This is a genomic window from Meiothermus granaticius NBRC 107808 (genome assembly GCF_003574355.1).
In the GTDB taxonomy this organism is placed as follows: domain Bacteria; phylum Deinococcota; class Deinococci; order Deinococcales; family Thermaceae; genus Meiothermus; species Meiothermus granaticius.
In genome coordinates this window covers 19,649-44,590 of sequence record NZ_QWLB01000024.1, presented here as the reverse complement: position 1 = coordinate 44,590, position 24,942 = coordinate 19,649, and the positions used below count along the sequence as shown (strand labels likewise).

At 63.9% G+C, this 24,942-nt stretch carries 23 protein-coding genes; 16 read left to right on the top strand and 7 right to left on the bottom strand.

Annotated features, from left to right (window positions below):
• Positions 1-79 precede the first annotated feature (79 nt).
• The 7 genes from Mgrana_RS09805 to Mgrana_RS09775 all read left to right on the top strand — a co-directional run bounded on the left by Mgrana_RS09805 (position 80) and on the right by Mgrana_RS09775 (position 6,521).
• Positions 80-532 carry a thiol-disulfide oxidoreductase DCC family protein gene (locus Mgrana_RS09805; protein WP_240631315.1) on the top strand — a complete coding sequence of 151 codons (453 nt, stop codon included), beginning with the start codon at positions 80-82 and terminating at the stop codon, positions 530-532.
• Positions 533-660: 128 nt separating this feature from the next.
• Positions 661-1,446: a DeoR/GlpR family DNA-binding transcription regulator gene (locus Mgrana_RS09800; RefSeq protein WP_170146440.1), complete on the top strand. Its 786-nt coding sequence runs from the start codon at positions 661-663 to the stop codon at positions 1,444-1,446.
• On the top strand, positions 1,436-2,932 hold the full coding sequence (locus tag Mgrana_RS09795; protein ID WP_119357428.1) for a sugar ABC transporter ATP-binding protein: 1,497 nt from the start codon (positions 1,436-1,438) through the stop codon (positions 2,930-2,932). Before Mgrana_RS09800 ends, Mgrana_RS09795 begins: the two co-directional genes overlap by 11 nt.
• A gap of 57 nt (positions 2,933-2,989) precedes the next feature.
• Entirely contained in the window at positions 2,990-3,961 is a 972-nt protein-coding gene (locus Mgrana_RS09790) for an ABC transporter permease (protein WP_119357427.1), read from the top strand.
• Positions 3,958-4,920 (top strand): ABC transporter permease, encoded by a 963-nt coding sequence (locus Mgrana_RS09785; RefSeq protein WP_119357426.1) that lies wholly within the window; start codon positions 3,958-3,960, stop codon positions 4,918-4,920. Before Mgrana_RS09790 ends, Mgrana_RS09785 begins: the two co-directional genes overlap by 4 nt.
• A 95-nt stretch (positions 4,921-5,015) precedes the next feature.
• The gene (locus Mgrana_RS09780) at positions 5,016-6,005 is read left to right on the top strand and encodes an autoinducer 2 ABC transporter substrate-binding protein (RefSeq protein ID WP_119357425.1); all 990 of its coding nucleotides are present in this window, start codon (positions 5,016-5,018) and stop codon (positions 6,003-6,005) included.
• Between the two features lie 72 nt (positions 6,006-6,077).
• The gene (locus Mgrana_RS09775) at positions 6,078-6,521 is read left to right on the top strand and encodes a sensory rhodopsin transducer (RefSeq protein ID WP_119357424.1); all 444 of its coding nucleotides are present in this window, start codon (positions 6,078-6,080) and stop codon (positions 6,519-6,521) included.
• A 2-nt stretch (positions 6,522-6,523) separates the two neighbouring features.
• Here Mgrana_RS09775 and hrpB read toward each other — a convergent pair whose 3' ends face one another.
• Complete coding sequence (hrpB, locus tag Mgrana_RS09770) at positions 6,524-8,995, bottom strand: ATP-dependent helicase HrpB (protein WP_119357423.1); 2,472 nt, start codon at positions 8,993-8,995, stop codon at positions 6,524-6,526.
• Positions 8,996-9,110: 115 nt separating this feature from the next.
• On the opposite strand from hrpB, the gene Mgrana_RS09765 reads away from it, so the two are divergent.
• Positions 9,111-10,730, top strand: coding sequence for an alpha-amylase family glycosyl hydrolase (locus Mgrana_RS09765; RefSeq protein WP_119357422.1), 1,620 nt, complete (start codon positions 9,111-9,113; stop codon positions 10,728-10,730).
• A gap of 6 nt (positions 10,731-10,736) precedes the next feature.
• Here the strand turns inward: Mgrana_RS09765 and Mgrana_RS09760 are convergent, their stop codons facing one another.
• The 4 genes from Mgrana_RS09760 to Mgrana_RS09745 all read right to left on the bottom strand — a co-directional run bounded on the left by Mgrana_RS09760 (position 10,737) and on the right by Mgrana_RS09745 (position 14,869).
• Positions 10,737-11,936, bottom strand: coding sequence for an FtsX-like permease family protein (locus tag Mgrana_RS09760; protein WP_119357421.1), 1,200 nt, complete (start codon positions 11,934-11,936; stop codon positions 10,737-10,739).
• Positions 11,933-12,610 (bottom strand): ABC transporter ATP-binding protein, encoded by a 678-nt coding sequence (locus Mgrana_RS09755; protein WP_119357420.1) that lies wholly within the window; start codon positions 12,608-12,610, stop codon positions 11,933-11,935. Before Mgrana_RS09755 ends, Mgrana_RS09760 begins: the two co-directional genes overlap by 4 nt.
• Before the next feature lie 12 nt (positions 12,611-12,622).
• Positions 12,623-13,045, bottom strand: coding sequence for a hypothetical protein (locus Mgrana_RS09750; RefSeq protein ID WP_119357419.1), 423 nt, complete (start codon positions 13,043-13,045; stop codon positions 12,623-12,625).
• 66 nt (positions 13,046-13,111) lie between these two features.
• On the bottom strand, positions 13,112-14,869 hold the full coding sequence (locus Mgrana_RS09745) for an alkaline phosphatase (RefSeq protein ID WP_119357418.1): 1,758 nt from the start codon (positions 14,867-14,869) through the stop codon (positions 13,112-13,114).
• A gap of 120 nt (positions 14,870-14,989) precedes the next feature.
• Between Mgrana_RS09745 and Mgrana_RS09740 the strand changes: the two genes are divergently transcribed.
• Positions 14,990-15,337, top strand: coding sequence for a YegP family protein (locus Mgrana_RS09740; protein WP_119357417.1), 348 nt, complete (start codon positions 14,990-14,992; stop codon positions 15,335-15,337).
• Positions 15,338-15,340: 3 nt separating this feature from the next.
• Here Mgrana_RS09740 and Mgrana_RS09735 read toward each other — a convergent pair whose 3' ends face one another.
• Entirely contained in the window at positions 15,341-15,670 is a 330-nt protein-coding gene (locus Mgrana_RS09735; RefSeq protein ID WP_170146439.1) for a DUF309 domain-containing protein, read from the bottom strand.
• A 78-nt stretch (positions 15,671-15,748) separates the two neighbouring features.
• Here Mgrana_RS09735 and trxA point away from each other — a divergent pair, with 78 nt between their 5' ends.
• The 6 genes from trxA to Mgrana_RS09710 all read left to right on the top strand — a co-directional run bounded on the left by trxA (position 15,749) and on the right by Mgrana_RS09710 (position 21,675).
• Positions 15,749-16,081, top strand: coding sequence for a thioredoxin (gene trxA, locus Mgrana_RS09730; protein WP_119357441.1), 333 nt, complete (start codon positions 15,749-15,751; stop codon positions 16,079-16,081).
• Between the two features lie 73 nt (positions 16,082-16,154).
• On the top strand, positions 16,155-17,381 hold the full coding sequence (locus tag Mgrana_RS09725) for a cytochrome P450 (protein WP_119357440.1): 1,227 nt from the start codon (positions 16,155-16,157) through the stop codon (positions 17,379-17,381).
• Between the two features lie 100 nt (positions 17,382-17,481).
• Positions 17,482-18,759, top strand: a complete 1,278-nt coding sequence (locus Mgrana_RS09720) for an Nramp family divalent metal transporter (RefSeq protein WP_119357415.1) — start codon at positions 17,482-17,484, stop codon at positions 18,757-18,759.
• 74 nt (positions 18,760-18,833) lie between these two features.
• Positions 18,834-18,959: a hypothetical protein gene (locus Mgrana_RS17265; RefSeq protein ID WP_276309159.1), complete on the top strand. Its 126-nt coding sequence runs from the start codon at positions 18,834-18,836 to the stop codon at positions 18,957-18,959.
• Positions 18,960-18,994: 35 nt separating this feature from the next.
• Complete coding sequence (gene plsX, locus Mgrana_RS09715; RefSeq protein WP_119357414.1) at positions 18,995-19,984, top strand: phosphate acyltransferase PlsX; 990 nt, start codon at positions 18,995-18,997, stop codon at positions 19,982-19,984.
• Positions 19,985-20,046: 62 nt separating this feature from the next.
• On the top strand, positions 20,047-21,675 hold the full coding sequence (locus Mgrana_RS09710) for a long-chain fatty acid--CoA ligase (protein WP_119357413.1): 1,629 nt from the start codon (positions 20,047-20,049) through the stop codon (positions 21,673-21,675).
• 10 nt (positions 21,676-21,685) lie between these two features.
• On the opposite strand, the gene Mgrana_RS09705 is transcribed toward Mgrana_RS09710, so the two are convergent.
• Positions 21,686-22,561 (bottom strand): NAD(P)-dependent oxidoreductase, encoded by an 876-nt coding sequence (locus Mgrana_RS09705; RefSeq protein WP_119357412.1) that lies wholly within the window; start codon positions 22,559-22,561, stop codon positions 21,686-21,688.
• 209 nt (positions 22,562-22,770) lie between these two features.
• On the opposite strand from Mgrana_RS09705, the gene Mgrana_RS09700 reads away from it, so the two are divergent.
• The gene (locus Mgrana_RS09700; RefSeq protein WP_119357411.1) at positions 22,771-24,825 is read left to right on the top strand and encodes a galactose oxidase early set domain-containing protein; all 2,055 of its coding nucleotides are present in this window, start codon (positions 22,771-22,773) and stop codon (positions 24,823-24,825) included.
• Positions 24,826-24,942 lie beyond the last annotated feature (117 nt).

Here is a 24,942-nt window from a genome sequence, read left to right as displayed (position 1 = left end):
CGCCCCTGGCCAGGGCAACGGGGGGATGGGCCGCTTTCCCTCGGGCCGGTAAGGGGCAGACTGGGCAAAGGGGTACGGGATGGGGCCAGTTCGCCAATCGCCATCCGCCCTTCAGCCCATGCCTGGGGAAGGGGGGAAAACGGTGGTGCTGTTCGATGGGTTCTGTAACCTGTGCAGCGCTACCGTGCAGTTCATCCTGCGGCGGGATCCGCAGGGGCGGTTCCGTTTTGCCTCCCAGCAGTCCACGGCGGGGCAGCGCCTGCTGGCCCAGCACCAGATTCGGGCCGAGGAGGCCTTGGCCGACAGCGTGGTGGTGATGGAGGGGGGGAGGGTGTGGCTCGAGTCCGATGCCGTGCTGCATATCCTGTACCGGCTGGGCGGCGTATGGAGGTTGGGAGCTGGGCTGCGGGTCCTGCCCAAGCCCTGGCGGGATAAGGCCTACCGCTGGATGGCCCGCCATCGCTACCGCATCTTCGGTAAGCGCCAGACCTGCTGGACCCCCAGACCGGAGTTTGCGGAGCGTTTTCTGTAAGCAGGATTGAACTTCCCCATTCAGGGCCTTGAATGGGGGCGGGCCGTTGCGCTTTGTGAACTTGTGTGTTAGCCTATCAAAAGTTCACACAAGCAAGCCTTTCACTTCGCCCAGGAGCCCTGAATCTCGTGAATGTGCCCGCCCTTTTACCCAGCCAACGGCAGGAGGAGATCAAGCGCCTGCTTTCGGACAAGCAGGTGTTGCCCATTGGCGAGCTGGCCGAGCGGTTTGGGGTTTCGGAGATGACCGTGCGGCGGGACCTCGAGGTTCTGGCCGAGTCAGGGGTGGTGGAGCGGGTTTTCGGTGGGGCCCGGCTGGCCACTCGAGTGGCCCGGGAGGTTTCGCATCAGGCGCGGCTCGAGCGTAACCGCGAGGCCAAGCTGCGGATGGCCACACTCGCCGCCACCCTGGTCCACGATGGGGATACCGTGGCCTTGGACTGCTCCACCAGCGCGCTGTACCTGGCCAAAGCCTTGCGGGATCGCCCCATCACGGTGGTGACCAATGGCCTGGATGCGCTGGTCGAGCTTTCCTCCAGCCGCACCGAGGTGATCGGGGTTGGCGGCACCCTGCGCTTGCAAACCCACTCCTTTGTGGGCCCGATCGCCTTGGCCAGCCTGAGCGGCCTGCACACCGACAAAGCCTTTTTTTCGGTTCAAGGCTTGGACCCCCAAGCGGGCCTGACCGACTCGCACCTGGCGGAGGTGGACTTAAAGCGGGCCCTGCTGCGCACGGCCCGGGAGGCGTTTGCCCTGGTGGATGCCTCCAAGCTGGGGGTGGTGGCGCTGGCCTCGGTGGTGCCCTTGGATACGCTGGACGCCCTCATTACCGATGCCCCAAGCGGCAGCCTCGAGGGCCTTCAGGAACAGGTTCGGGTGCTTTCGGTGAGCGAGGGGCGACGCAATGGCCGCTAAAACCCCGCTGCTCCAGCTAGAGGGCCTGGAGAAGCGCTTTGGGGGGATTCAGGCCCTGCGCGGGGTTTCCTTTGACCTCCGGCCAGGAGAGATCCACGCCTTGCTGGGGGAGAATGGGGCCGGGAAGAGCACCCTGATCAAGATCCTCTCCGGAGCATACCGCCCTGACAGCGGGAGGATCGTGCTCGAGGGGGTGGAGACCACATTTGCCTCCCCGCGCCAGGCCCAGGCCGCTGGGATAGCCACCATCTACCAAGAGACCAGCCTATACCCTGACCTGAGCGTGCTGGAGAACCTCTTCATGGGGCATCAGCCCATGCGGGGTGGGCGGATTAACTGGGTCCAGATGAACATCCGGGCTAAAGAGCTGCTGGAGCGGCTGGGTATGGAGCTGCCCCTGCGGGCCCGATTGGGAGATCTGGGTAAGGCCCGGGCCCAGTTGGTGGAGATTGCCAAGGCGCTTTTGCAACAGGCCCGCATCCTGATCCTGGATGAACCTACCGCGGCCCTCACCACCCGCGACGCCGAACGCCTGATGGAGGTGGTGCGGGGCTTGCGGGCTCAGGGGGTGGCGATGATCTACATCACCCATCGCCTCGAGGAGGTGTTTGCCCTAGCCGACCGGGTGACGGTGCTGCGGGATGGCGAGGTGGCCGGAAGCGCCCAGGCGGGAGGGTTTGATTCCAACTGGCTAATCTCCAGGATGGTGGGGCGGGCGGCCGGACAGCTCTTTCCCCGCAACCCCAGACCTCAGGGAAAGCCGCTCCTGGAGGTGCGGGGTCTCAGTGGGGCGGGGCTGCTCAAAGAGGTCAGCTTCACCGTGCACGAGGGCGAGATCGTGGGGCTGGCGGGGCTGGTGGGTTCTGGCCGTACCGAAGTCGCTCGAGCCATCTTCGGGCTGGACCGCCGCGAAGGGGGGGAAATCCTGTTGGAGGGCAAGCCGGTTCCTCCCAATCCTCAGGCGGCGATCGAGCGGGGGGTGGCCATGCTGCCGGAAGATCGGGGGCGGCAGGGGTTGATCTTGCCGTTTTCCCTGGGGAAGAACATGACCTTGCCGCTGCTGCGCCTGGGAGGCTGGCTGGACCGGGGCCTCGAGGAGCAGGTGTTCCAGGAGTTCAGCCGGAAGCTTGACATCCGCCCTCCGCTGGCGAGCCTGGCGGCCTCGGCCCTCTCCGGCGGCAATCAACAGAAGGTGGTGATCGCCAAATGGCTGGCGACCCGCCCCAAGGTGCTGATTCTGGACGAGCCCACCCAGGGGGTGGATGTGGGGGCCAAGGCCGAGATTCACCGGCTGATGGACGACCTGGTCTCCCAGGGGCTGGGTATCCTGATGATCTCTTCCGAGCTGGTCGAGGTGCTGGGGATGGCCGACCGCATCCTGGTGATGCACCGAGGTCGTCTGGTGGCCGAGCTGCCCCGGGGCTCGAGCCAGGAAGATGTGATGCGCGCGGCTACCGGCTCGATTGCGACGGAGGTACCGGCATAACCCACCCGGTGTTTTCCCACTGTGGGGCGGTTCGGGGGATCGCCCAAGGGAGGATCCATGTACGTTGACCGAGGCCGAGAGCTTTCCATCATGGTTTTCCTAGGGGGGTTGGGGATGGTGCTGGCGGTGTTCGCGCCGGAGTTCTACAACGCCAAGAACGCCTCGGATATCCTGGTCAACATCTCCTACATCACCATCGCGGCCATCGGCATGACCGCGGTGATCCTGACCGCGCAGATCGACATCTCGATCGGGGCCATCCTGGCGGCTTGCTCGACGGTGGCTGGCTTGAGCGCCAAAGCCGGGGTACCCATTCCGCTGGTTTTTCTCTACGCCATCGCTACTGGAGCAGCGATTGGTCTGGTGAATGGGCTGCTGGTGGCCTATGCCCGGATTCCCAGCATCATCGTCACCCTGGGAACCCTGACCGTGATTCGCGGAGTGATCATCCTGCTCACCGGGGGAACTTGGATCTACGACCTGCCCGCCAATTTCCGTGCGGTGGGAACCGGGACTACGTTCGGGCTACCCAACCCAGTCTGGTTGATGCTGCTCACCTTGCTGATTGGGGCCTTTGTCCTCTCGCATACCCGCTGGGGGCGCTCGCTGTATGCGGTGGGCTCTAACCCGGCAGCGGCCCGGTTGGCCGGGATCAATGTGGAGCGTACCTATATCTCGGTATTCGTACTGGCCGGGGCCTTGGTGGGGCTGGCTACGATGGCCTTTGCCACCCGCTTCACCACCGTGCAGTCCAACACCGGACAGGGCTTTGAGTTCTTGGTGATCACTGCGGTGGTGGTGGGGGGAACCAACATTTTTGGTGGCTCGGGAACGGTCTTTGGCTCGTTTCTGGGGGCACTTTTGGTAGGGGTCACCGGCACCGCTCTGACCTTTTTGCACGTTTCAGCCTACTGGGAACAGGCCCTGCAGGGCTTATTCATCCTGCTTGCGGTGGCCCTGGATGCGGCCCGGCGGCGGGGGGCGCTCGAGGGGAGCTGGGTGCGTAGGCTGCTGCGGAGGTCGGCATGAGCCTCAAGTCCAGGCCAAGGACCCTCAACATCCCTTGGTCGGAACTGGTGCTGGTGTTGGGGCTGGTAATTGCGGTGCTGTACATGAACAGCCTCTCACCGGCCTTTTTGAGCCTCTCCAACTTCTTTGAGATCACCCGGATCGTCACCGAGGTCGGGCTGATGGCCTTGGGCATGACCCTGGTCATCATCACCGGGGGAATAGACCTCTCGGTTGGGTCGGTGCTGGGACTCTCGGGCATCACCATGGGGTTCCTATACACAGCGGGATTGAATATCTGGCTGGCGGCCCTGCTGGGTGTAGCCACCGGCGCGCTGTGTGGCTGGATCAATGGACAGCTCATCACTCGAGCAGGAATCCCGCCGCTGATCGTTACCCTGGCCACACTGGCGATTTTTCGGGGGTTGGCCCTGGGCATTTCCCAGGCCCACTCCTTTGGCAACTATCCCAAGGCTTTCTTGGCTCTAGGGGCTGGCTACCTGGGCCCGGTGCCCAACCAGCTCTTTCTCTTGGTGCTGTTGGCCCTGGGGGTGGGTGTGGTGCTGGCCCGCAGTACCTTTGGGCGCTTCGTGTACGCCATCGGCAATAACCCTACCGCTGCGCGCTTCTCCGGGGTTCCGGTGAACCGGGTGCTGGTGTGGGTGTACACCCTCTCTGGTTTGCTGGCGGGGCTGGCCGGGGTGATCTTCACCGCTCGAGTTTCCTCCGCCCGCTCTGACGCCGGGATAGGCACTGAACTGGATGCCATCACCGCGGTGGTGCTGGGTGGGGCCTCAATCGCCGGGGGGTCCGGCAGCGTGGTGGGCACCTTGCTAGGACTCCTTCTGGTCGGGGTGGTACGCAATGGTTTGACCTTAGCTTTCATCCCTGCCGAACAGCAAGCCATCATTATCGGGGCTATTTTGCTGGTGGCAGTGCTGCTCAACCAGGTCATTCGGTTGCGCCTGGGGCGCAACTGAAAGAGGAGGTGCGAGGTTCACGAAAGCCATCGGAAAATCGGGGTTGGTTCAGGGGTTGTTAAGAAGCTCGGCAGAAACGTCTCGAGGAGGAACCCATGAAGCGTGTGTGGATATGGCTCAGCGTGCTGGCGATGGTCCTGGCCAGTGCTTTGGCGATGGCCCAGGCTGGCAAGAAGATCACTGTGGTGATGATCCCCAAGCTGGTCGGTATTGACTACTTCAACGCCACCCAAAAGGGGGCCGAGGAAGCCGCTAAGGAACTCGGCAACGTGACCCTGCGCTACGTTGGGCCCACCGAGGCCAGCGCAGCCAAGCAGATCGAGCTGATCGAGAACGCCATCCAGGCTAAGGTGGACGTGATCTCGGTCGCAGCCAACGACCCCAAGGCCCTGGCTCCGGCCCTGCAGAAGGCCCGCGACGCCGGGATCAAGGTGGTCACCTGGGACGCGGATGCCGATTCGCGGGATGTGTTCTGCAACCAGGCCACCTTTACCGGGATTGGTGAGGCCTTGCTCGACAGCATGGTGGACCAGATCGGCAAGAACGGTCCGGCGGCCATCATCACCTCCGACCTTACCGCTCCCAACCAGAACTCCTGGATCGCGGCAATGAAGGCCAAGATTGCCAAGGAATACCCCAACTTCAAGATTGTGGACACCAAAGCTCCTGGGGAAGATCAGCAAAAAGCCTTTCAAGCCGCTCAGGATTTGATGAAAGCCTATCCTGACCTAAAGGGCATCTTCGCCCTTTCGTCGGTGGCTTTTCCCGGTGCTGCCGATGCGGTAAAGCAGGCCGGAAAGAGCGGGAAGGTGGCGGTGGTGGGGCTTTCCACGCCCAAGCAGATGGCCCCCTTTGTCAAGGACGGCACGGTGCGGGATGTAGTGCTTTGGAACCCCATTGATCTGGGATACCTCTCGATTTATGCCGCGCGGGCTGCGGTAGATGGCACCCTCAAGGAAGGGGCCAAGATCAAAGCGGGACGCTTGGGCGAGTTTACCGTGACCAAGGACAACATCAGCCTACAAATTCTGTTGGGTAAGCCCTTCATCTTCAACAAGAGCAACATTGACAAGTTTAACTTCTGAGCTTTTGCAGAGCGGCTTGGCTCTAGAGACCTGGGGTGCACTTCTGTGCGCCCCTCTTTTTGGGAGGACCCCATGGAAGGCGCAAAGGTGTGGATTTTCCCTGACGGTTATCTGCCGGCTAAAGGCCCCGAGGGGAAATACGTGGGCCACGACTGCATTTGCCTGGTGAATACCGGCGAGCGTGCAGCCAAGGTGTGGCTTGACCTCTTTTTTGAGGATCGAGACCCGGTGCTGGATATTGAAATTCGACTGGGGGCCCGGCGTTCCTTGCACCTGCGCTTGGATCAGCCGGAGAGGTTGGGCGGGTATGAGCTCCCTCGAGAGACCCCCTACTCCGCTCGAGTCCGCTCGGACGTGCCGATTGTGGCGCAGTACTCGAGACTAGATGTGACCCAGCCCAACATGGCTTTTCTGAGCGTGATGGGCTACCCGGTAGCCACCGGGCGGGTGCGCAAACCCCGCACCTTTACCCAGAATCGGCGGCGGGGAAGGGTACGGGTTAGCCGGCCGGAGTAAGGCTACCGGCCCCGTCGGTGGGTTTTGCGGGTGGGCTCGGCACTCCAAGGGTCTTCCGGCCAGGGGTGTTTGTTGTAGCGCCCGCGCAGTTCCTTGCGTACCTCGGGGTAGGTATTTTGCCAGAAGCTGCGCAAATCCTGGGTGATTTGGATGGGGCGCTGGGCCGGCGACAAGAGATGCAGCATCACTGGGGTACGGCCTGCATTGACCCGTGGGGTATCGGCCAGGCCGAACAGCTCTTGCAGCTTAACCGCCAAAACCGGCGGGCTGCCCTCCGGGCTGTAGGTAAGGCGAATCCTCGAGCCGCTGGGCACCTCTAGATGGGTGGGGGCCAGTTCATCCAGCCGCCGCTGCTGTTCCCAGGACAGCAGGCCGGTCAGGATCGGACCTAGGTCGAGGCGCTGGAACCCTTCGCGCCGGGAGATTCCGCCCAGCCAGGGGCCGAGCCAGGCCTCGAGCCCCTCGAGCAGCCCCGCATCGGAGACCTCCGGCCACCCCTCCTGGGGCCGCCAGCTCCGCAGGGAAAGGACCCGGGCTTGCCACTGCCGCAGGGCTTCGCTCCAGGGCAGGAGCTCCAGGCCTTCCGAGCGCACCACCTCGAGCAGAATGGCCACCCGGCGGGCCTCGGAGAGGTGCTGTAGCGGCTGGCTTTCCAGCAGCACCTGGCCAAGCCTGAGCTCTTGCCGGGCTATCAGAGCCCCCGCTTTGGCGTCCCAGCCTACGGCCTCCACGGTCTGGGCCAGGGGTTTCAGCTCCTCCGGATGAACCGGGGCCGCCAGGAAAACTCGACCCTCCTCGTTTCCCGCATCCAGGTGAGCCGCCACCAACCAGCCGGAACCGGCCAGCGGATCCTCCTCGGAAAGACGTACCCCGCGCCCTCCCGAAAGGCGGTATCGGGTACGGCTTCCCTCGCGCAACTGGGCGACCCGATCAGGATAGGCCTGCGCCAACAATAGGCCCGTGGCGTAGGGGTCTGGGGCGCGGTTGTCCACATCGGTTCCCAAGCGCCGGCGCCACTCCTGGGCCAATCGCTCGAGCCGCTTCAGCCCCCCGGCCTCGCCCCTCTGCCCGGCCCGCCACTGGCGCAGGGCCTGTACCCGTAAATCCAGGTCGGCTCCCGCTGCCCGTGGCAGCGGGTCCCGCTCCTCCAGCAGCGCAGCCACGTCTGCGGCCAGCGCTTGCAGACCGAGCGAGCGGCTCTCCAGCAGCAGGTGGGCGATGCGGGGATGGGTAGGCCACTCGAGCATCTGCTCTCCTCGAGGGCTCAACCCACCCCCCTCCAGGGCCCCCAGCGTTTGGAGCAGGGCCTGGGCCTGCCGTATGGCCCCGGGGGGCGGGGGTGTGATCCATGAAAGCTCGTTCACCTCGCGAATTCCCCAGGCCGCCAGCGTCAGCAGCAAGGGGGTTAGATCGGCCTCTAAAATTTCCGGGGGCCGCTGGGCCAGAAGCCCCCGCTGGGTGGGCTCACTCCACAGCCGGTAGGCCACCCCCGGTCCCAGGCGACCGGCTCGCCCGGCCCGTTGATCCGCTGCGTCGCGAGTGACCCGGACGGTCTCGAGGCGGGGGAGTCCGCTGCCTGGGTCAAAGCGTGAGGCTCGAGCAAACCCAGAATCCACCACCACCCCGATCCCCTCGATGGTCAGGCTGGTCTCGGCGATGGAGGTCGCCAGCACCACCTTGCGCCGCTGGGGGTCGGGGAGGAGGGCGGCTTGCTGAGCCTCCAGGGGTAGATCGCCGTACAGAGGCCGAATGAGCACCTCGGGGTGGCGCTCGGCCAGGATGGCCTGGGTGCGGGCGATCTCCCCCACCCCAGGCAGAAAGGCCAGGACATCCCCTCGAGCCTCGGATAGGGCCCGTGAGATCCCTGCTGCGACCGTGCCTGGAAGGGGGCCCTCGGGGTCTTTGGGTAGGTAATGGAGCTCTACGGGGTACTGACGACCTTCAGCCTGCAGCACCGGGGCCTCCCCCAAGGCCGCGCTCAAACCTTTGGCCTCGAGCGTAGCGGACATCAGGAGCAGGCGCAGGTCTTCTCGCAGCAGGGCCTGGACCTGGCGGACCAGGGCTAGGGCCAGGTCGCTCTCGAGGCTGCGCTCGTGAAACTCGTCAAAGATCACCAGCCCGATCCCTTCCAGTCCAGGGTCGCGCTGCAGCCAGCGGGTGAGGATGCCCTCGGTGAGCACCTCGAGTCGGGTTTGTGGGCTTACCTGGCTCTCGAACCGCACCCGGTACCCCACCGTCTGCCCCAGGGCCTCCCCGAGCTGCGCGGCCATCCGGGCGGCCACAGCCCGGGCGGCCAGGCGCCGGGGCTCGAGCATCACGATCTTCTGGCCCCTAAGCCACGGCTCGTGCAGGAGCTCGAGGGGGACCACCGTGCTCTTTCCGGCCCCTGGGGGGGCTTGCAGGATCACGATGGGCTGCTCCTTCAGGGCTGCACGCAAGGCGGGCAGATGGGTGTGGATGGGCAGAGCAGGCACAGGCCAATTGTAGCGGCTGCGGGGCCCTCAGGAGGGGCTCAGCGGGGGCTAAATTGGGGTTCAGCCCAGATTTCTAGCCTGGCTTGGGTATTGGTCCCGTCTGCAAGGAGAGTGCATGATCTCATTTCAACTGTTCGCGCCGTATTCAAAGAGGGTGGAGTTGATCGGCTCTTGGAGCGATCAGCCCATCCCCCTGCACCGAGACCCTAAGGGGTACTGGCGCGTCGAGCTCGAGCTTCCCGATGGGCGCCATGGCTATAAGTTTCGCCTGCCCTCGCTCTCTCCCTTCATGTTGGGGGAGGTGGTGGAGATCCCTGATCCGCAGGCCCGGTTGGTGGATCCGCAAAACGGCGATGCCGCGGTGAGGGTGGTGCGGGAGGGTCGGGATGTGACCACCGCCCCGGACTACGCCTGGCAACACGACGATGTCCCCCTGCCGCAGGATAACGAGCTGATTCTGTACGAGCTGCATGTGGGGGAATTTGGCTTTCACCAGGGCACCCAGGGCACCTTCCACGATCTCATCGGTAGACTGGACTACCTGCGCGACCTAGGGGTGAACGCGCTCGAGCTCATGCCGGTCGCGGCTTTCCCCATGGGGCGAAGCTGGGGGTACAATGTGCGCCACCCCTTTGCGCTGGAGAACGCTTACGGCAGCCCCGAGGACTTCAAGCGCCTGGTGGATGAGTGCCACGCTCGGGGCATGCGGCTGATCATGGACATCGTGCTCAACCACACCGAGGTCGAAAACCCCCTCAACAAGATAGATTTCTACTACTGGTTTCGTGACCCTCGGGAGGGCGAGCCAAGCTTCGGCCCCAAGTTCGACTACGAGCGGACCGATGATCGGCTTGGGCTTCGTCCGGCCTTTACGTTCGGCCTCGAGGTGGTGCGCTACTGGGTCGAGGAATACCACATCGACGGCTACCGCCTGGACGCCACCGCCACCCTCAACAACTTTGAGTTTGTGCGGGCGGTGCGCGAAACGGCCAAATCCCACGCAGGGGGTAAGCCCTTTTACATCGTGGCGGAGCATATTCCCGAGGACCCCAGCATCGCCGGGCCGGAGGCCCCTGCCGACGGGGCCTGGCATCAGCACTTCGAGGTTGTCGCGGCCAAGACCCTCTGCGAAGCCGAGGGTTGGAGCGCGGAGGAGCTGTTGAAGGTGCTCGACCCGCGCAACGATGGGTACATCTCGCCGGGGCGGGTGGTGAACTACATCGAATCCCACGACGAGTTTACCCTGATGGAGAAGCTGGGAGAAGCCAGCATTTTGGGTGAGAAGGCCGCCCGGAAAAACAAGCTGGGGGCCAGCCTGCTCTTTACTGCGATGGGCAACCCCATGCTCTATCAGGGGCAGGAGTTCGGCGGTCACCGACCCCGGGAAATTCGCCCGTTGCAGTGGGAGCTTTTGCGGGCGGACTATGGCCTCCACCTCAAGGAGCACTACGCCTTCTTAGCCAAGCTGCGCCAGGGCTCGCCAGCGCTCAAGGGGGAGGAGTTCGAAGTCCTTTACCTCGAGGAGGAGCAGAAGATGATCGCCTACCGGCGGGGGTTTGGTGAGGCCGAGGTTTTGGTGGTGGCCAACCTCAAGGACGAGGATCAAGCCCTGGCCATTCCCTTCCCGGAGGGGGCCTGGCGTGAGCTGACCTTTAACTACGAGCTCGAGACCCAGGGCGGACAGCTGGGGGACACCTTTCCCGCCAGCAGCGCAAAGATTTACGTTCACCGCTGAACTGGGCTAAACGTACTCGAGCGGGCTTTCGCGCGCGGCTTGAATCGCCGGAGGCAGTGCGGCCAGCACCCCCAGGGGCAGCAGCAACAGCACCCGCCCGATTAGGCCCACCTCGAGCAGGGGTGGGGGGAGGAAGAACCCCAAGCGCTCGCCCAGGAGTCCTGAACCCAGCGCAGCCAGGCCCCAGCCCAACAGGATGCCCAGCAGCACCCCGATCGCCACCTCGAGCAGGGTCTCCAGCAGCACGACCCCAAAGACCACTCCCCGTCCGGCCCCCAGGGCCCGCAGCAAGGCGGTGCGGCGGCGGCGCTCCAGGCCCTGGGCATAGACCCCCTGCCAGATCAGCAGGGCCGCCAGAAACAGCACCAGCAGCGAGAGGGCCCCATAGGCCGACTGCCCTTGCAGGAGGACATCCTTGGTCTGGGCAAAGACCTGGCCGGGGAACACCGCCTGGGCCTGGGTTCCCCGGTTGACCTCCTGGGCCACCTGATACACGTCGGAGAGGCGCTTGCCGGTGAAGAGCACCGCGGTCACCTGGCGTTGGGCCGCCCCCTCTTCATGCACCTCCCAGTAGGCCTGGATGGGGACCAGCAGGGCCCGATCCCAGGGGCCACCGGTGGGCTCGAGCAGCCCCACCACCCGGTACTTCTCCTCCTGATGGTGCTCCCTGGCCTCGGCGGCTTCTTGCTGGGTGGCGAAGAAGCCGTGGGCGCTCAGAAATTGGTCCCCTACCTTCAGGCCGGTGGCCTGGGCGGCCCGGGCCCCCAACACCGCCTCGTAGGTACTCCGGAAGGGCCGCCCCTGGCGCAGCCGGAAGTAGGGCGGCAGGGTGGGCTTGAGCCGCAGCTCAAACACCTGGGTGTTGGTGCCCAGCAGGGGAAACCCCTGGTAGTTGTCCCCAAACCCTAGGGGGATCACCAGGCGTGCGCGAGGGTCGCGCTCGAGGTCCGCATAGGTAGCGTAGGGCAGGTTGGCGATGGGCGGTTGGAGCAGGTAGAGGCTCGAGAGCACCGCCTGGGTGGGGCTGCCTTTGGCGCTGATGAGTAGGTCGAAGACCTGGGCCGCATCGGCGGCCCCGCGCTCCAAGGAGCGCAGCACCAGCGGCACCACCAGGGCGGTGGCGGTAGCCAAAGCCACCCCCAGGAGGGTCAGGAGGGTGGCCAGAGCCCGCACCCGCAGGTTGCGCAGTACGATCCAAAGGGTCATCGGGCTTCCTCCTGGACCGGGGCCGAGGGGGGGCTGGATAGCTCGATCTGCTGGGGAAAGCGGGCCATCACCCAGGGGTCATGGGTGGCCACGACCAACAGTGCACGAAGCGAAGCCGCGGTTTGGGTGAGCAGGTCCAGAGCGGTGGTGGCTCGAGCCCGGTCCAGGTGGGCGGTGGGCTCGTCGGCCAGCAGGAGCCGGGGCCGGTGGGCCACCGCGCGGGCCAGGGCTACCCGCTGTCGTTCGCCGGTGGAGAGGTGCCGTGGAGCATGGCCAAGGCGCTGGCCCAGCCCCAGCTGGGTCAACACCTCCGCAGCCCGGCCCTGGGCCGCCCGTCCACGGATCCCCGCCACCCCCAGCCCCAGGAGAACGTTCTCGAGCGCGCTGTACCCCTCGGCCAGGTAGAAGTCTTGGAACAGGTATCCCACGGTGCTCCGGCGGTAGGCGTCCCGCTGGGCCTCGGAGAGCTGGGTCAGGTCCTGCCCCCCTACCCAGACCTCACCCTGGCTGGGCAGGCGCAGACCGGCCAGAATGTGGAGCAGGGTGGTTTTCCCGCTGCCGGAGGGCCCCAGCAAGGCCACCTGCTGACCCCAGTCGAGCTCAAGGTCGGGCAAGCGGAGGGTTACCTCCTCGCCGTAGCGTTGGGTTATGCCGAGCAGCCGCACATCGGCCATGGGGGCCTCCTTTTACCGGGCTTCGCTGATCTTGTCGGCATAGATGCGTACCAGGCTGACAAAACCCGTGTCCTCATCGGTTTTGATGCCGATCTCGAGCCGCCCGGTGACCTGGATGCGTCGGGTGGTGGGCTCGGCCGCCCGCCCCGGAGGCATGATCACCAGCACGATGTCCGGTGGCCAGTCGGCGGCAGTGGAGCAGAAGGGGCAGGTGGCCAGCGGGACTTTGGTCAGCACGAAGAAGTCCAATTTGGGCTTGAGCGGGGGGGCCATCCAGCCGGTCATGCTCACGGTCTTGCCGTTTAGGGCTTGGAGTTTGGGGGAAAACTCCACCCCGCGAATGGTGATCCTGCCATACAGCTCGCTGAACTCGAGGGGGCTTTGGGCCCAGCCAAGGCCCCCTAAGACCAGCAGCAAGAGGAACATCAGGCGCATAGGGCTCCTAGCGTCACACCCTGCGCCAGGAACCCCGGCGCAGGGTGCAGCCTCCGAAGGGCGGGTTCAGGGTTTTTCCAGGTAGGGGTTTAGCCCCAAGGCCTGGGCCATGCGGAAGAAGATCTCGGTCTGGTCTATCAAACCGTTGAACAGTTGCGACCCCGTACCAAACGCGAAGAGCGGCATGGGGTCCGCGGTGTGTACCCCCTGGGCGCTGGCGGGGTCGAGGTTGCCAACCCGCAAGAACGCCCCAGGCTCCTTGCACACCTCAGGGTTGGCCACATACCCCCCCTTCCCATCGGAGATGGTGGGGTCTTTGTAGACCTCACGGCCCCGGTAGGTCTCGCAGTAGTCCGGGGTTGCACCGAAGCCTACCGCGATCCCCCGGGCGGTCTCGGGCAGGGGGAAGCCGTTGGTGTCCCGCCTGTCTCCATAGGTGGGGAACTTGGCGTCCTGGTACACCCCTACGCCTTGCCGGCCCTGCTTGGAGTAGTCGTAGCCCCCGAAAACCGAGATCGAGTGGGCGTGGTCAGCGGTGACGATCACCAGGGTGTCGGGGTTTTGCGCGGCGTAATTCTTGGCCCACTGCACCGTACGGTCTAGCTCGAGTACATCCCACAGCCCCCGCTGCCAGTCCAGGGGGTGTTCGTACTTGTCCACCATCCCGGCCTCGACCATCAGGAAGAAGCCTTTGTCGTTTTTGGAGAGGGTCTCCACGGCTTTTTGGGTCATCTCCCAGAGGTAGGGCATATCGGTGAAGCTGCCCAGCATCTCGGGCCGTTTCCAAACCGCGCGGTCTAGGTAGCTGGGAAAGTTGTCCAGATTAAACAGCCCGAAGAGCTTATCGCTGGGCTGGGCCGCCATCAGCTCGGTGCGGTTGCTGACGAAGGTATAGCCCAGCTTCTGCGACTCCGCAATCCAGTCGGTGTTGTCCTTACGGCGCGACCCGGGGTTGCTCTGGGGGATGAAGTCGCGCGAGCCCCCGAAGAGCATCACGTCCAGGGGGATCCCGAATCCGCCACGGCCAAAGTACTGGTCGGCGATGCCTTGGTAGTCGCTGCGGCGGCGGGTATGGGCGTTGACCATGGCCGGGGTGGCGTCGGTGCCGAAGGTGGTGGTCACCACCCCGATGCTGGCCCCGCGCACCCGCTTCATCATCTCGGCCAGGGTCTCGATCCGGGGGTAGGCCAGGGTGTCCTTGAGGTTAGAAGGGTAGACATTGAGCGCGTTGACCTGCACCTTCTGCCCGGTCATGATGGAGGAGGCCGAGTTGGCCGAGTCCACGATGAAGCTGTCGAAGCTGCTGTTGGTCACCGTGGCCATCCCACCGTAGCCGGTCTCGATCTCGAGGTTCCCACTGGGCATCCCATTCTGGGGGTTGAAGCCCTTGGCAATGATCCGGGCTGCGTTGAGGGTGTTCCAGCCCATCCCGTCGCCAATAAACAGGATGATGTTTTTGGGTGCCCGCGGCAGGCGGGGGTTGGCCCTGGCTACCCACTTCGCGCTGCGCTTGCTCTCACCGGTCCCGTCGGTCACGCTCACCTCGAGGGTATGCTCCCCCACTCGAATGAAGGTGTCCCTAAGGGTCCATTCGGCCTGCCCAGGGCCTTGCGAGGTTTGCTGGAACCCGCTCAAGGGCTGACCATCAAGGGTGATGCGGTACGTGCTGGGGCTGCCTTGCAACTCCGAGGCCTCCACCCTTAGGTCAAAGCGTTGCCCGGCCAGAACGCTGGCCCCGTCGTAGGGGTATATCGCGATTTTGGCTGCCCAGGCTGAACCCAAAGCCAGGCTCAGGGTGCTCAGTGCCAGAAGTCCTCTCTTCATAGCCCATCCTCCACCGGAAAACCGTACCGGGGCAGCTTCATCAGAGTGTCAATCTCCCCAACCACACCCAGCCGGGGTATACTGAGCCTGCTCCAACATTGCGCATTTCAGGAGGTGGGTATGGTGGGAAGGTTTGTACTTTCGCAGGCCAGCAATGGGCAGTACATGTTCAACCTGAAGGCCGGGAATGGGGAGACGATCCTCACCAGCGAGCTGTACACCAGCAAGAGCGGGGCCCTACACGGCATCGAGTCGGTGAAGAAGAATGCGGCCTTGGAAGGGCGCTATGACCGCCGCGCCGCCACCAATGGCAGCCCCTACTTTGTGCTCAAAGCCGCCAACGGGGAGGAGATTGGCCGCAGCGAGACCTACTCCTCGGCTGGGGCTATGGAAAATGGAATTCAGTCGGTGATGCGGAACGCGCCAGAGGCCTCAGTGGTTGACGAGACCGGGTCGGGAGCTCAGTAGCCCCTAACCGAGGGGAAACCCTGGCGGTTGCTGGGGGTTCTCGAGGGCCCGGCGCACCTCGCCGATCAGGGGCTCCAGCCGCACGCCTTCAAAGCGCTCGGGCAGCCCTTCGAGGTGCCGCAGGGCTTTGTGAAAGTTGCGCCACCCCCCCTTGGGGTTCAGCCGGGCTTGGTGCAGGGATGCGGCCAGCAGAATGACCCCCTGGACCAGCTCCCGTTGGGGACCCCTGAGCCGCTTCCAGAGGGGCTCGAGGGCCTCGTGCACCTCCCAAAACTGGCCCTCCTGCCACAGCCTGAGGGCCTGGACAAACTCGGGGGTCTGGAGGAGGGGCATAGGCGCTATAAAAAGTGTACTGGATTGCCCCGGCCCGACCCCAGGGTGTTAGAGTGGGAGCTCGAGAGGGGTTTTGACATGGCCAAACCTGTTGAAGTAACCGATGCCAGCTTCGACCAAACGCTCAAGGACAATCCTGTGGTGCTGGTGGATTTTTGGGCGGAGTGGTGTGGGCCTTGCCGCATGGTGGCCCCGGTGCTGGAGGAGATCGCCAAAGAGTACGAGGGGAAGCTGATCGTGGCCAAGCTGGATGTGGACACCAATCCCCAGACCGCAATGCGCTTCCGGGTGATGAGCATCCCGACCATCATCCTCTTCAAGAACGGCCAGCCGGTCGAGGTCATGGTGGGCGCCGCGCCCAAAGCCAACTTCGTGGCCAAGCTCTCCAAGCACATCCCCGTGACGGCCTAAGCCATGGCAGATGAAGCGCCCCCCGCAAGGGGGGTTTTTGCTTTATAGCCCGCCGATTATCCTGGTAACACCTATGCAGACCTTCCACTTAGATCTCAACCATCCACAGTTTGTGCGCGATCCCTACCCGCTTCTGGCGGAGCTGCGGGAAAACCTCCCGGTGTTCTACGACGAAGGGTGGAACAAGGTGTTTTTCCTGCGCTACGACGATATCTCCAGCCTGCTGAGAGACAAGCGCTTGGGCCGCTCGATCACCCATATTCTCTCCCGCGACGAACTCGGCTGGCCCCCACCCAACCCTCTAACCCGCGATTTCGATCGCTTTCAGGAAAACCACATGCTCGACAACGAGCCGCCCAAACACACCCGGCTCAAGGGGTTGATGCTCAAGGCCTTCACCCCGGCTCGAGTGGAGTCGCTGCGGGGCAAAATCCAGTCCATCGTGCATGGGCTGATTGACCAGGCCGAGGACCGGGGCGGCATGGACCTCCTGGCCGACTACGCCGAACCGCTCCCGGTCACGGTGATCGCCGAGCTGCTGGGGGTGCCCGAGGAGGATCGCCCCCTGCTGCGGCCCTGGTCGGCCCGTATCGTCAAGCTGTACGAGCTGGGCTATACCGAGGAGCAGGCCAAAGCCGCCAACCAAGCGGTGGTGGAGTTTTCCGATTACATCAAGCGATTGGCTGAGGAACGCCGCAGGCGACCCGGCCCAGACCTCATCTCGGCCTTGGTCGAGGTGGAGGAACAGGGCGACAAGCTCACCGCCGACGAGCTGGTGGCCAACTGCATCCTGCTGCTGAACGCGGGGCACGAGGCCACAGTGAACGGGACGACCGCGGGGTTTTTAGCCCTTTCCAGGAACCCCGACCAGCTCGAGCTGGCCAAAGAGGCCGCCGCAAAGGGCAATTCGGAGTTCTTCAAAACTGCCGTGGAGGAGCTGCTGCGCTACGACACCCCGCTGCCGATGTTTGAGCGCTGGGTGCTGGAGGACCTCGAGCTCGGCGGTGTTTCCCTGCGCAAAGGCCAAGAGGTAGCCCTGATGTACGCCTCGGGCAACCGCGACCCACGCAAATTCCCCGAGCCGGATCGCCTCCATCTGACCCGCAAGGAGAACCAGCACCTGACCTTCGGCTTGGGCATCCACTACTGCATCGGGGCCCCATTGGCTCGGCTCGAGCTGCAAACGTCCTTGCAAACCCTGCTGAAGCGGCTCCCTGGGGTGCACCTGGCCACCGCTGAGGTCGAGTATACGGGGGGGTTTGTCATTCGGGGGCACAAGGCCATGCCGGTGGCGTTTTAGACCGGCGGGGGCTATGGGGTTGGCCTCCCCGCAAAAGGCAGGCCCGCCATGAGGTACCCTGTCCTCTGGTGATGCCCATGTTTCATAGAAAGGATGCCTCATGACCAACCGCGGCCCCCTGAGCGACCAAGACACCCAGACCAAGGCCTTGGAGGTGCTCGAGCGCCACTCTAAAAAGCGCGGTCTGGCCCGGCTGATGCCCTTCCTGGGCCCCGCCTTCGTGGTCAGTGTGGCTTACATGGACCCCGGCAACTTCGCCACCAACATCCAATCCGGGGCCCAGTTCGGCTACCTGCTCATCTGGGTGGTGTTGGCCTCCAGCCTGATCGCGATGCTAATCCAGAGCCTCTCGGCCAAGCTGGGCATCGCCACCGGCAAAAGTCTTCCGGAGGTGGTGCGCCAGGAGTACCGCCCCTGGGTGCGCTATTTCTACTGGATCCAAGCCGAGCTGGCCGCAATTGCCACCGACCTGGCCGAGTTCATTGGGGCGGCCCTGGGCTTTCACCTGCTGATGGGAATTCCCTTGGTCTGGGGAGGGGTGCTGGCCGCGATAACCACCTTTGCCCTCCTGATCCTCCAGCGCTATGGTTTTCGGCCGCTGGAAGCGGCCATCTCAGTTTTGGTCGGGGTGATCGCCCTGGCCTATATCTTCGAGCTCTTTTTCTCCCATCCGGACCTCGGATTAATCCAAGGCTTTATCCCTCGTTTTTCCGGCAGCGACAGCATATTGCTGGCAGTGGGCATTTTGGGGGCCACGGTGATGCCCCACGTGATCTACCTGCACTCCGCCCTTACCGAGCAGCGCATCCCGGTGCAAGACCCTGCGCTCAAGCGGCGCTTGCTGCGCTTTAGCAATGTGGATGTGGTGGTGGCCCTCTCGATTGCAAGCTTTGTGAACATGGCCATGCTGGTGGCCGCGGCAGCCGTCTTTCACAAGACGGGCCGTACCGATATCGCCGACATCACCACCGCCTACCAAACCCTTACCCCGCTGCTGGGCCCGCTGGCCAGTGCGGCCTTCGCGGTGGCCCTCTTGGCCTCAGGGCTTTCCTCCACCACGGTCGGCACCATGGCTGGGCAGTTGGTGATGCAGGGCTTTGTGGGCTTTAGCATTCCGCTCTGGGTGCGCCGGTTGGTCACCCTGATCCCCTCCTTCGTCGTCATCCTGCTGGGGCTCGACCCCACCCAGGTGCTGGTGATCTCCCAGGTGGTGCTCTCCTTTGCCATCCCCTTTGCCCTGATACCGCTGCTGCTCTTTACCAATAGCCCCCGATTGATGGGGGAGCTGGCCAACAGCAAGCTCGTTCAAGCCCTGGGCTGGCTCATCGCGGCCCTTATCATCGGATTGAACCTATACCTGGTGATACAGAGCTTTTGATCCGGGACCGGTGCTGGGCTCGAGCATCCGGGAGGAGAGGGAGCATGGCGAGGCATTGGCCCTATGTTGTGACGATGATCGTGACCATTGTCGGGGTTGACCTGCTGTTTTTCCGGGATCGGTTTTGGGAGCGCCTGGCGGTCAATATCGGCATTGTTTTGGGGTTTGTCGCCTTCTACTTTAGATTCAAGGCCCCGTAAACCTGTGGGCGCTTGCGGATGGGTAAGCTATGCCTATGAAACCCATCGCCTTAGATGCTATGGGGGGGGATCATGCCCCTCGAGCCACCGTAGCGGGGGCACTCCTCGCGGCCAAGGAGGGTATTCCCGTACTTCTGGTGGGCCCCATTTTGCGCCTACAGGAAGAGCTCAGGGCCCAGGGGGGAGATCTACCCATTCAGGACGCCCGGGAGTTCATCACCATGCAGGATCACGCCACCGATGTGCGCAAGAAGCGGGGGGCCAGCATCAATGTGTGTATGGAGTTGCTCAAGGGGGGGGATGCCTCGGCGGTGGTGGCGATGGGCCATACCGGGGCCACGCTGGCCTCGGCCCTGTTTAACCTGGGGCGCATCGCCGGGGTAGATCGGCCTACCTTGCTGATTGAGATGCCCAGCGAGCGGGGCCGGGTGTACCTTACCGACGGTGGGGCCAACGTGGACTGCAAGCCCGAGTGGTTGGTGCAGTTTGCGGTGATGGCCACGGCCTATGCCGAGGCCCAGGGGGTCCAGGCCCCCACCGTAGGCCTGCTTTCGATTGGGGAGGAGGAGGGGAAGGGGAATGCCTTGACCCTCGAGGCCTTCCCCCGGCTCAAAGCCACCCCCGGACTTCGCTTTCACGGCAACGTGGAGGGCCGCGATATCTTCAAGGGCACCACCGATATCGTGGTCACCGACGGATATACCGGGAACGTGGTGTTGAAGCTTTCCGAAGGGGAGGCCCGAACCCTGATGAAGTGGATACGGGAAGCCTTGACCCAGGATCTCCTCAGCAAACTCGGCGGGCTGCTGGTGCGCAGGGCCTTACAGGGGCTGCGGGCCAAGATGGACCCCGCAGAATACGGCGCGATGCCGCTTTTGGGGGTGGAGGGGCCGGTGTTTATCGGGCACGGCTCCGCCGACAGCAGGGCGGTGCTGAACGCCTTGCGCAAGGGCCAGGGCGCGGTTGAGGCTGGGTTGATGGGGCGGGTGCGGGCCGGGATTGCCGCTTTAGCGGTAGACAAGTGAGGGGGCGGTTACCTCCTTCCCTAGCCGAGGGCGTACACTGGGGCAAATCCAAAGGAGCGGCTATGCAAGGTGCCATGATGAACTACCCCCTGACCTTGATCTCAGTGCTCGAGCGGGCCGGAACCCTGTTCGGCTCGCAGGAGATCGTAACCCGTCTACCCGACAAATCGCTGCACCGATACACCTATGCGGAGTTTTACCGCCGGGCCAGGGCCCTGGCTGAAGCCCTACAGCGCGCGGGCTTGCAGAAGGGCGACCGGGTGGCCACGCTTTCCTGGAACACCTATGCCCACCTCGAGGCGTACTTCGGGGTTCCGGTGGCGGGTGGGGTACTGCATACCCTCAACCTGCGCCTGCACCCCAACGACCTGGCCTACATCGTGGAGCACGCCGGAGACCGCTTTCTGATCGTGGACGATGTGCTGCTGCCCTTGCTGGCCCAGTGCCGAGCCCAGATCAGGCCGGAGCGCATCTTTGTGGTCCCCCTGACCGGACAGCCCCTTCCCGAAGGACAGGGCTTGGAGAGCTATGAAGACCTGCTGAAGACGGCCACCGGCAATTGGAGCTATCCCACCCTCGAGGAGACCGATGCCAGCGGGATGTGCTATACCTCGGGAACCACCGGCAAACCCAAGGGGGTGCTCTACAGCCACCGCAGCACGGTGCTGCACAGCCTGGTCTCGGCCCTTCCCGATGCCCTCAACCTCTCGGCGCGGGACACCCTGCTCCCGGTGGTACCGATGTTCCACGTGATGGCCTGGGGGCTGCCGTTTACCGGGGTGATGATCGGCAGCAAGATGGTGTTGCCGGGGCCGCACCTCGACCCGGTCAGCCTGCTGGACCTTTACGAGGGGGAGGCCGTCACCAAAACCGCAGGGGTGCCCACCATCTGGATGGGGATTCTGGCGGCCTTGCAGAAGGAGCCCACCCGCTGGAAGCTCCAGAACATGGAGATGGTGGTGGGGGGGAGTGCGGCCCCGGAGAGCCTGATTCGGGCCTTCGACGCGTTTGGGCTGAAGGTGCTGCACGCCTGGGGAATGACCGAGACCAGCCCGCTGGGCACGGTCAGTCGGCTCAAGCCACACCTACAGAAGGCCTCCCTCGACGAGCAGTATGCCTACCGGGCCACCCAGGGCCTGCCCACGCCGCTGGTGGAGGTGCGGGCGGTAGGGGAGCATGGGGTGGTGCCCTGGGACGGGATGAGCATGGGGGAACTCGAGGTGCGCGGGCCTTGGGTGGCCAGCAGCTACTACAACCTGCCGGCGGAGTCGGACAAATGGAGCCAAGACGGCTGGTTCCGCACGGGGGATGTGGTCACCATCAACCCCGAAGGCTATGTCAAGATCACCGATCGCACCAAAGACCTGATCAAGTCGGGAGGGGAGTGGATCAGCTCGCTCGACCTCGAGAACGCCCTGATGGGCCACCCGGCGGTGAAAGAGGCCGCGGTGATTGCCATCCCCCACCCCAAGTGGGCCGAGCGCCCCTTGGCCGCCGTGGTGCTCAAGGAGGGGCAGAGCGCCACGCCCGAGGAGCTGCGGGCTTTTCTCGAGCCCAAGTTTGCCAAATGGTGGCTTCCCGATGCGTTTGTGTTCGTGTCCGAAATCCCCCGCACCAGCACCGGCAAATTCATGAAATCGCGCCTGCGCGAGGAATACCAGAACTGGCGCTGGGAGCAGGCTCAGCCCTAAGGGGGGGTATTTACTGGATCTCGAGCCCGGCCCACTTCTCCAGAAGGCGGGCCACGGCGGTGTGGTCTACCTCTGTCGAGCCAATCTCGCGCTTGGCCACCTCAAAGAACTCGCGCAACTGGCGCAGCAGGGGGGCCGGCGTACCGGCTTCTTGGAACACCTGGTTGGCGATTCCCAGGTCCTTGGCCAACAGCCCCAGCGCGAAGGTGTTGGGGAAGCTCCGGCTCACCACCCGTTGCCCAAACAGGTTCTCGCTGACGTTGCTGCGCCCCGAACTGGCGTTGATCACCTCGAGGGCCAGCCGGGGGTTGACCCCCTCTTTGACCAAGGCCACCATCCCCTCGCTCAGGGCCCACAGGTTGACCGCCAACAGGGCATTGTTCACCGCTTTAACCGCATGCCCTGACCCCAGCGGCCCCACATGGACTATCTTGGCGGCGTAGGTTTCCATCACCCCTTTGGCCTGCTCAAAAGCCGCTGGGTCGCCCCCGACCATCACCGTGGCCTTGGCGTTTTGGGCCCCGATCACCCCACCGGAGAGCGGGGCATCCAGATAGGTCACCCCTCGAGTAGCCAACAGGGCCGCGGTCTCCCTGGCCAAGGTGGGTTCTCCTGAGGTGTGGTCTACCCATAGGGTGTTGGGCCGCAAATCCGGAAGGAGGCGGCGGGCCAACTCATCCACATCGCGGGAAACCGGCACACAGGTGAAGATCAGATCGGCTTGAGCGGTTTCCCTGAGGCTGACCGCATGGCTACCAAACTCGGCGGCGTGGGCCTCGGCCTTGGCCGGGGTGCGGTTGTAGACCCAGGTTTCAAACCGCTTGGCCAGGTGCCCAGCCAGCGGATACCCCATCGCTCCCAACCCGATGAACGCGACTTTGCTCATATGGGATCCAGTGTACCGCGAGCCTCGCCCGGCCTAGGCAGGGCAAATGCCTCTACCCCACAAGACCCTAGGAGACTTATACTAAATAAATACCGCCTTTATCCAAGCTGCCTTGGACCGTTCTACAATGAGGGCTCGAGCGTGGGGCAGTGTTTTAACTTGTCCGCATCTGGGTATTGCTTTTAGACCAAACACCAGGGAGTCTGCAGATGAAGCATTCGACAATGGCAATGGGGCTGGGGTTGATGTTGACCCTAATGGCCTGTACCCAAAACCCTGTTTCGGTCCCCACCCCGCCGCTACCCGATCCGGCCAGCGTCACCGTTGCGGCCAAGCTGCCCACCCTCGTCACGGTCAGCTGGAGCACGGTCCCGGGGGCCAGCGGCTATCTGCTCGAGCGCCGGTCGGATACCGGCAGCTACGTCCAGATTGCCGAACCGACCACCCCCTCCTTTACCGACCTTTCGGTGAGCGGCGGGGTGCGCTACACCTACCGGGTAAAGGCCAAGAGCAGCAATGCCCTGAGCGGTGGCAAAGAATCCAACCCTGTGACCCCCCCGACCCTCTGCTCGGTTGCCTCTAGTTCCCCCAGCACCAAGGGCTGTTTTGGCGAGGTGTTTGACTGGCTCCGAACCAGCGCCCTCGAGGATGGCCAGACCCGGGGCGTGGTGCCCACCCACATTGGCCTATTGCCCGACGGAAGACTGATGACCTACTTCGGGCTGGACCCCCAAGGCCAGTTTGCCCGCGACAACTACAAGGTGCTCAGCCAGCACAACCACTCCGTTACGGTGCTGTGGGATCCGGCCAAAGGCAGCGGCCAGGACAGCTTCCAGCGGGTGGACAACCTCCACACCGACCTGTTTTGCTCGGGGCATGTGTTGGGGCCAGATGGCCGGTACTACACCAGCGGCGGCAACCTGGGGCAGAGCACCAGCGCCAATGGGGCAACCCCAAACTCCAACCCCGGCTCCAACCACACCGATATCTTCGACCCCACCACCAACACCTGGAGTGCTGGCCCGGATATGGCCGACGGGCGCTGGTACCCCACCATGATCACCCTGAGCAGCGGCGAACTGCTGATGGTGGGGGGTAACTCCGCCGATGACAAGGGCGATAGCAACGGGGTGGGGGCGGTGGTGGATACCCCCAACATCCTGCCCGAGGTGTGGGATACCGTCGCCGGCGTTATTCGCCCCCTCAGCAATGCCACCACCGATGCGGCCTCGGCCACCTTCAAATACGCCAATAACAACCAACCGGCCTACGGGTATTACTGGCACTATTACCCCTGGATTTTCCAAGACCCCTTCAAAGACAAGCAGGCCTTCATGGCGGGTTCGGCCAATACCATCGGCTACCTCGACACCACCGGCTCGGGGGCTTGGAGCGCTGTTTCCAATCGGAGCCTGGGCAGCACCCTGGACGTGTGGCGCACCTATGGCACGGCGGTGATGTATCAGCCGGGGAAAATTCTGGTGATCGGTGGGGGCGGGGCCGTCACGGGTGCCAACAGCACGGTGAGGATCACGCTCTCGGGGGGAACTTCCTACACCGTTGACCCTGGCCCGAACATGGCTTACCAACGTACCCACCTGATGGCCACTCTGTTGGCCGATGGGCAGATCTTTGTCAATGGCGGCAATACCGATGGCCAGAACTATGTCATCACCCATGCCGTCTACGAGAGCGAATTAATTGACCCCAACGAGCCCAACCCCACTTTCCGCCGGGCTGCTATGGCCCAGCGGCCCCGTATCTATCACTCCGCTTCGGTACTCCTGCCCGATGCCACCGTGCTCACCGCGGGGGGAGGGGGGTGCGGGGATAGCTGCGACCGCTTCCAACCTGAGGCCAACGCAGACCCCAACCACCCCGGCCTCACGGTGAACCAGCCCAACGGTGAGATCTACTACCCTCCCTACCTGTTCAACCCCGACGGCTCACCCGCAACCCGCCCGGTGATTGTGGCGGCCCCCAGCGCGGTGAACTATGGGCAGTCCTTTACCCTGCAAACCGACCAACCCGCCGAGAACATCGCCCGGGTGACCTTCCTCAAGCTTGGTAGCGCAACCCATGCCTTTAATATGGGTCAGCTGTTCAACGAGCTACAGATTACGGCCAGGTCTGGCAATCAGCTCACGGTGGTCGCACCGGCCAGCGGAAGGCTGGCCCCACCGGGGTACTACATGCTGTTTGTGCTGAACAGCAGCGGGGTTCCTTCAGCGGCCAAGATGGTCAAGATCGGAGGTGGACCCTAGTTGCGTCTGTAGCCTATGTAGCCTAAATGCCTTGCTGCAGGGTCATCGCGGTGTAACGTTTGCCGTTAAGGCCCAGTTATGGGCGCACGATAGGTTTGCTGAACCCCTCTTAACTCC

Excerpts from the sequence above, each read along its gene's own strand:
- Mgrana_RS09805 (WP_240631315.1), top strand. The coding sequence starts at position 80 with ATGGGGCCAGTTCGCCAATCGCCATCCGCCCTTCAGCCCATGCCTGGG.
- Mgrana_RS09795 (WP_119357428.1), top strand. The coding sequence starts at position 1,436 with ATGGCCGCTAAAACCCCGCTGCTCCAGCTAGAGGGCCTGGAGAAGCGC.
- Mgrana_RS09790 (WP_119357427.1), top strand. The coding sequence starts at position 2,990 with ATGTACGTTGACCGAGGCCGAGAGCTTTCCATCATGGTTTTCCTAGGG.
- Mgrana_RS09785 (WP_119357426.1), top strand. The coding sequence starts at position 3,958 with ATGAGCCTCAAGTCCAGGCCAAGGACCCTCAACATCCCTTGGTCGGAA.
- Mgrana_RS09780 (WP_119357425.1), top strand. The coding sequence starts at position 5,016 with ATGAAGCGTGTGTGGATATGGCTCAGCGTGCTGGCGATGGTCCTGGCC.
- Mgrana_RS09775 (WP_119357424.1), top strand. The coding sequence starts at position 6,078 with ATGGAAGGCGCAAAGGTGTGGATTTTCCCTGACGGTTATCTGCCGGCT.
- Mgrana_RS09765 (WP_119357422.1), top strand. The coding sequence starts at position 9,111 with ATGATCTCATTTCAACTGTTCGCGCCGTATTCAAAGAGGGTGGAGTTG.
- Mgrana_RS09760 (WP_119357421.1), bottom strand. The coding sequence starts at position 11,936 with ATGACCCTTTGGATCGTACTGCGCAACCTGCGGGTGCGGGCTCTGGCC.
- Mgrana_RS09755 (WP_119357420.1), bottom strand. The coding sequence starts at position 12,610 with ATGGCCGATGTGCGGCTGCTCGGCATAACCCAACGCTACGGCGAGGAG.
- Mgrana_RS09750 (WP_119357419.1), bottom strand. The coding sequence starts at position 13,045 with ATGCGCCTGATGTTCCTCTTGCTGCTGGTCTTAGGGGGCCTTGGCTGG.
- Mgrana_RS09745 (WP_119357418.1), bottom strand. The coding sequence starts at position 14,869 with ATGAAGAGAGGACTTCTGGCACTGAGCACCCTGAGCCTGGCTTTGGGT.
- Mgrana_RS09740 (WP_119357417.1), top strand. The coding sequence starts at position 14,990 with ATGGTGGGAAGGTTTGTACTTTCGCAGGCCAGCAATGGGCAGTACATG.
- Mgrana_RS09735 (WP_170146439.1), bottom strand. The coding sequence starts at position 15,670 with ATGCCCCTCCTCCAGACCCCCGAGTTTGTCCAGGCCCTCAGGCTGTGG.
- trxA (WP_119357441.1), top strand. The coding sequence starts at position 15,749 with ATGGCCAAACCTGTTGAAGTAACCGATGCCAGCTTCGACCAAACGCTC.
- Mgrana_RS09725 (WP_119357440.1), top strand. The coding sequence starts at position 16,155 with ATGCAGACCTTCCACTTAGATCTCAACCATCCACAGTTTGTGCGCGAT.
- Mgrana_RS09720 (WP_119357415.1), top strand. The coding sequence starts at position 17,482 with ATGACCAACCGCGGCCCCCTGAGCGACCAAGACACCCAGACCAAGGCC.
- Mgrana_RS17265 (WP_276309159.1), top strand. The coding sequence starts at position 18,834 with ATGATCGTGACCATTGTCGGGGTTGACCTGCTGTTTTTCCGGGATCGG.
- plsX (WP_119357414.1), top strand. The coding sequence starts at position 18,995 with ATGAAACCCATCGCCTTAGATGCTATGGGGGGGGATCATGCCCCTCGA.
- Mgrana_RS09710 (WP_119357413.1), top strand. The coding sequence starts at position 20,047 with ATGCAAGGTGCCATGATGAACTACCCCCTGACCTTGATCTCAGTGCTC.
- Mgrana_RS09705 (WP_119357412.1), bottom strand. The coding sequence starts at position 22,561 with ATGAGCAAAGTCGCGTTCATCGGGTTGGGAGCGATGGGGTATCCGCTG.
- Mgrana_RS09700 (WP_119357411.1), top strand. The coding sequence starts at position 22,771 with ATGAAGCATTCGACAATGGCAATGGGGCTGGGGTTGATGTTGACCCTA.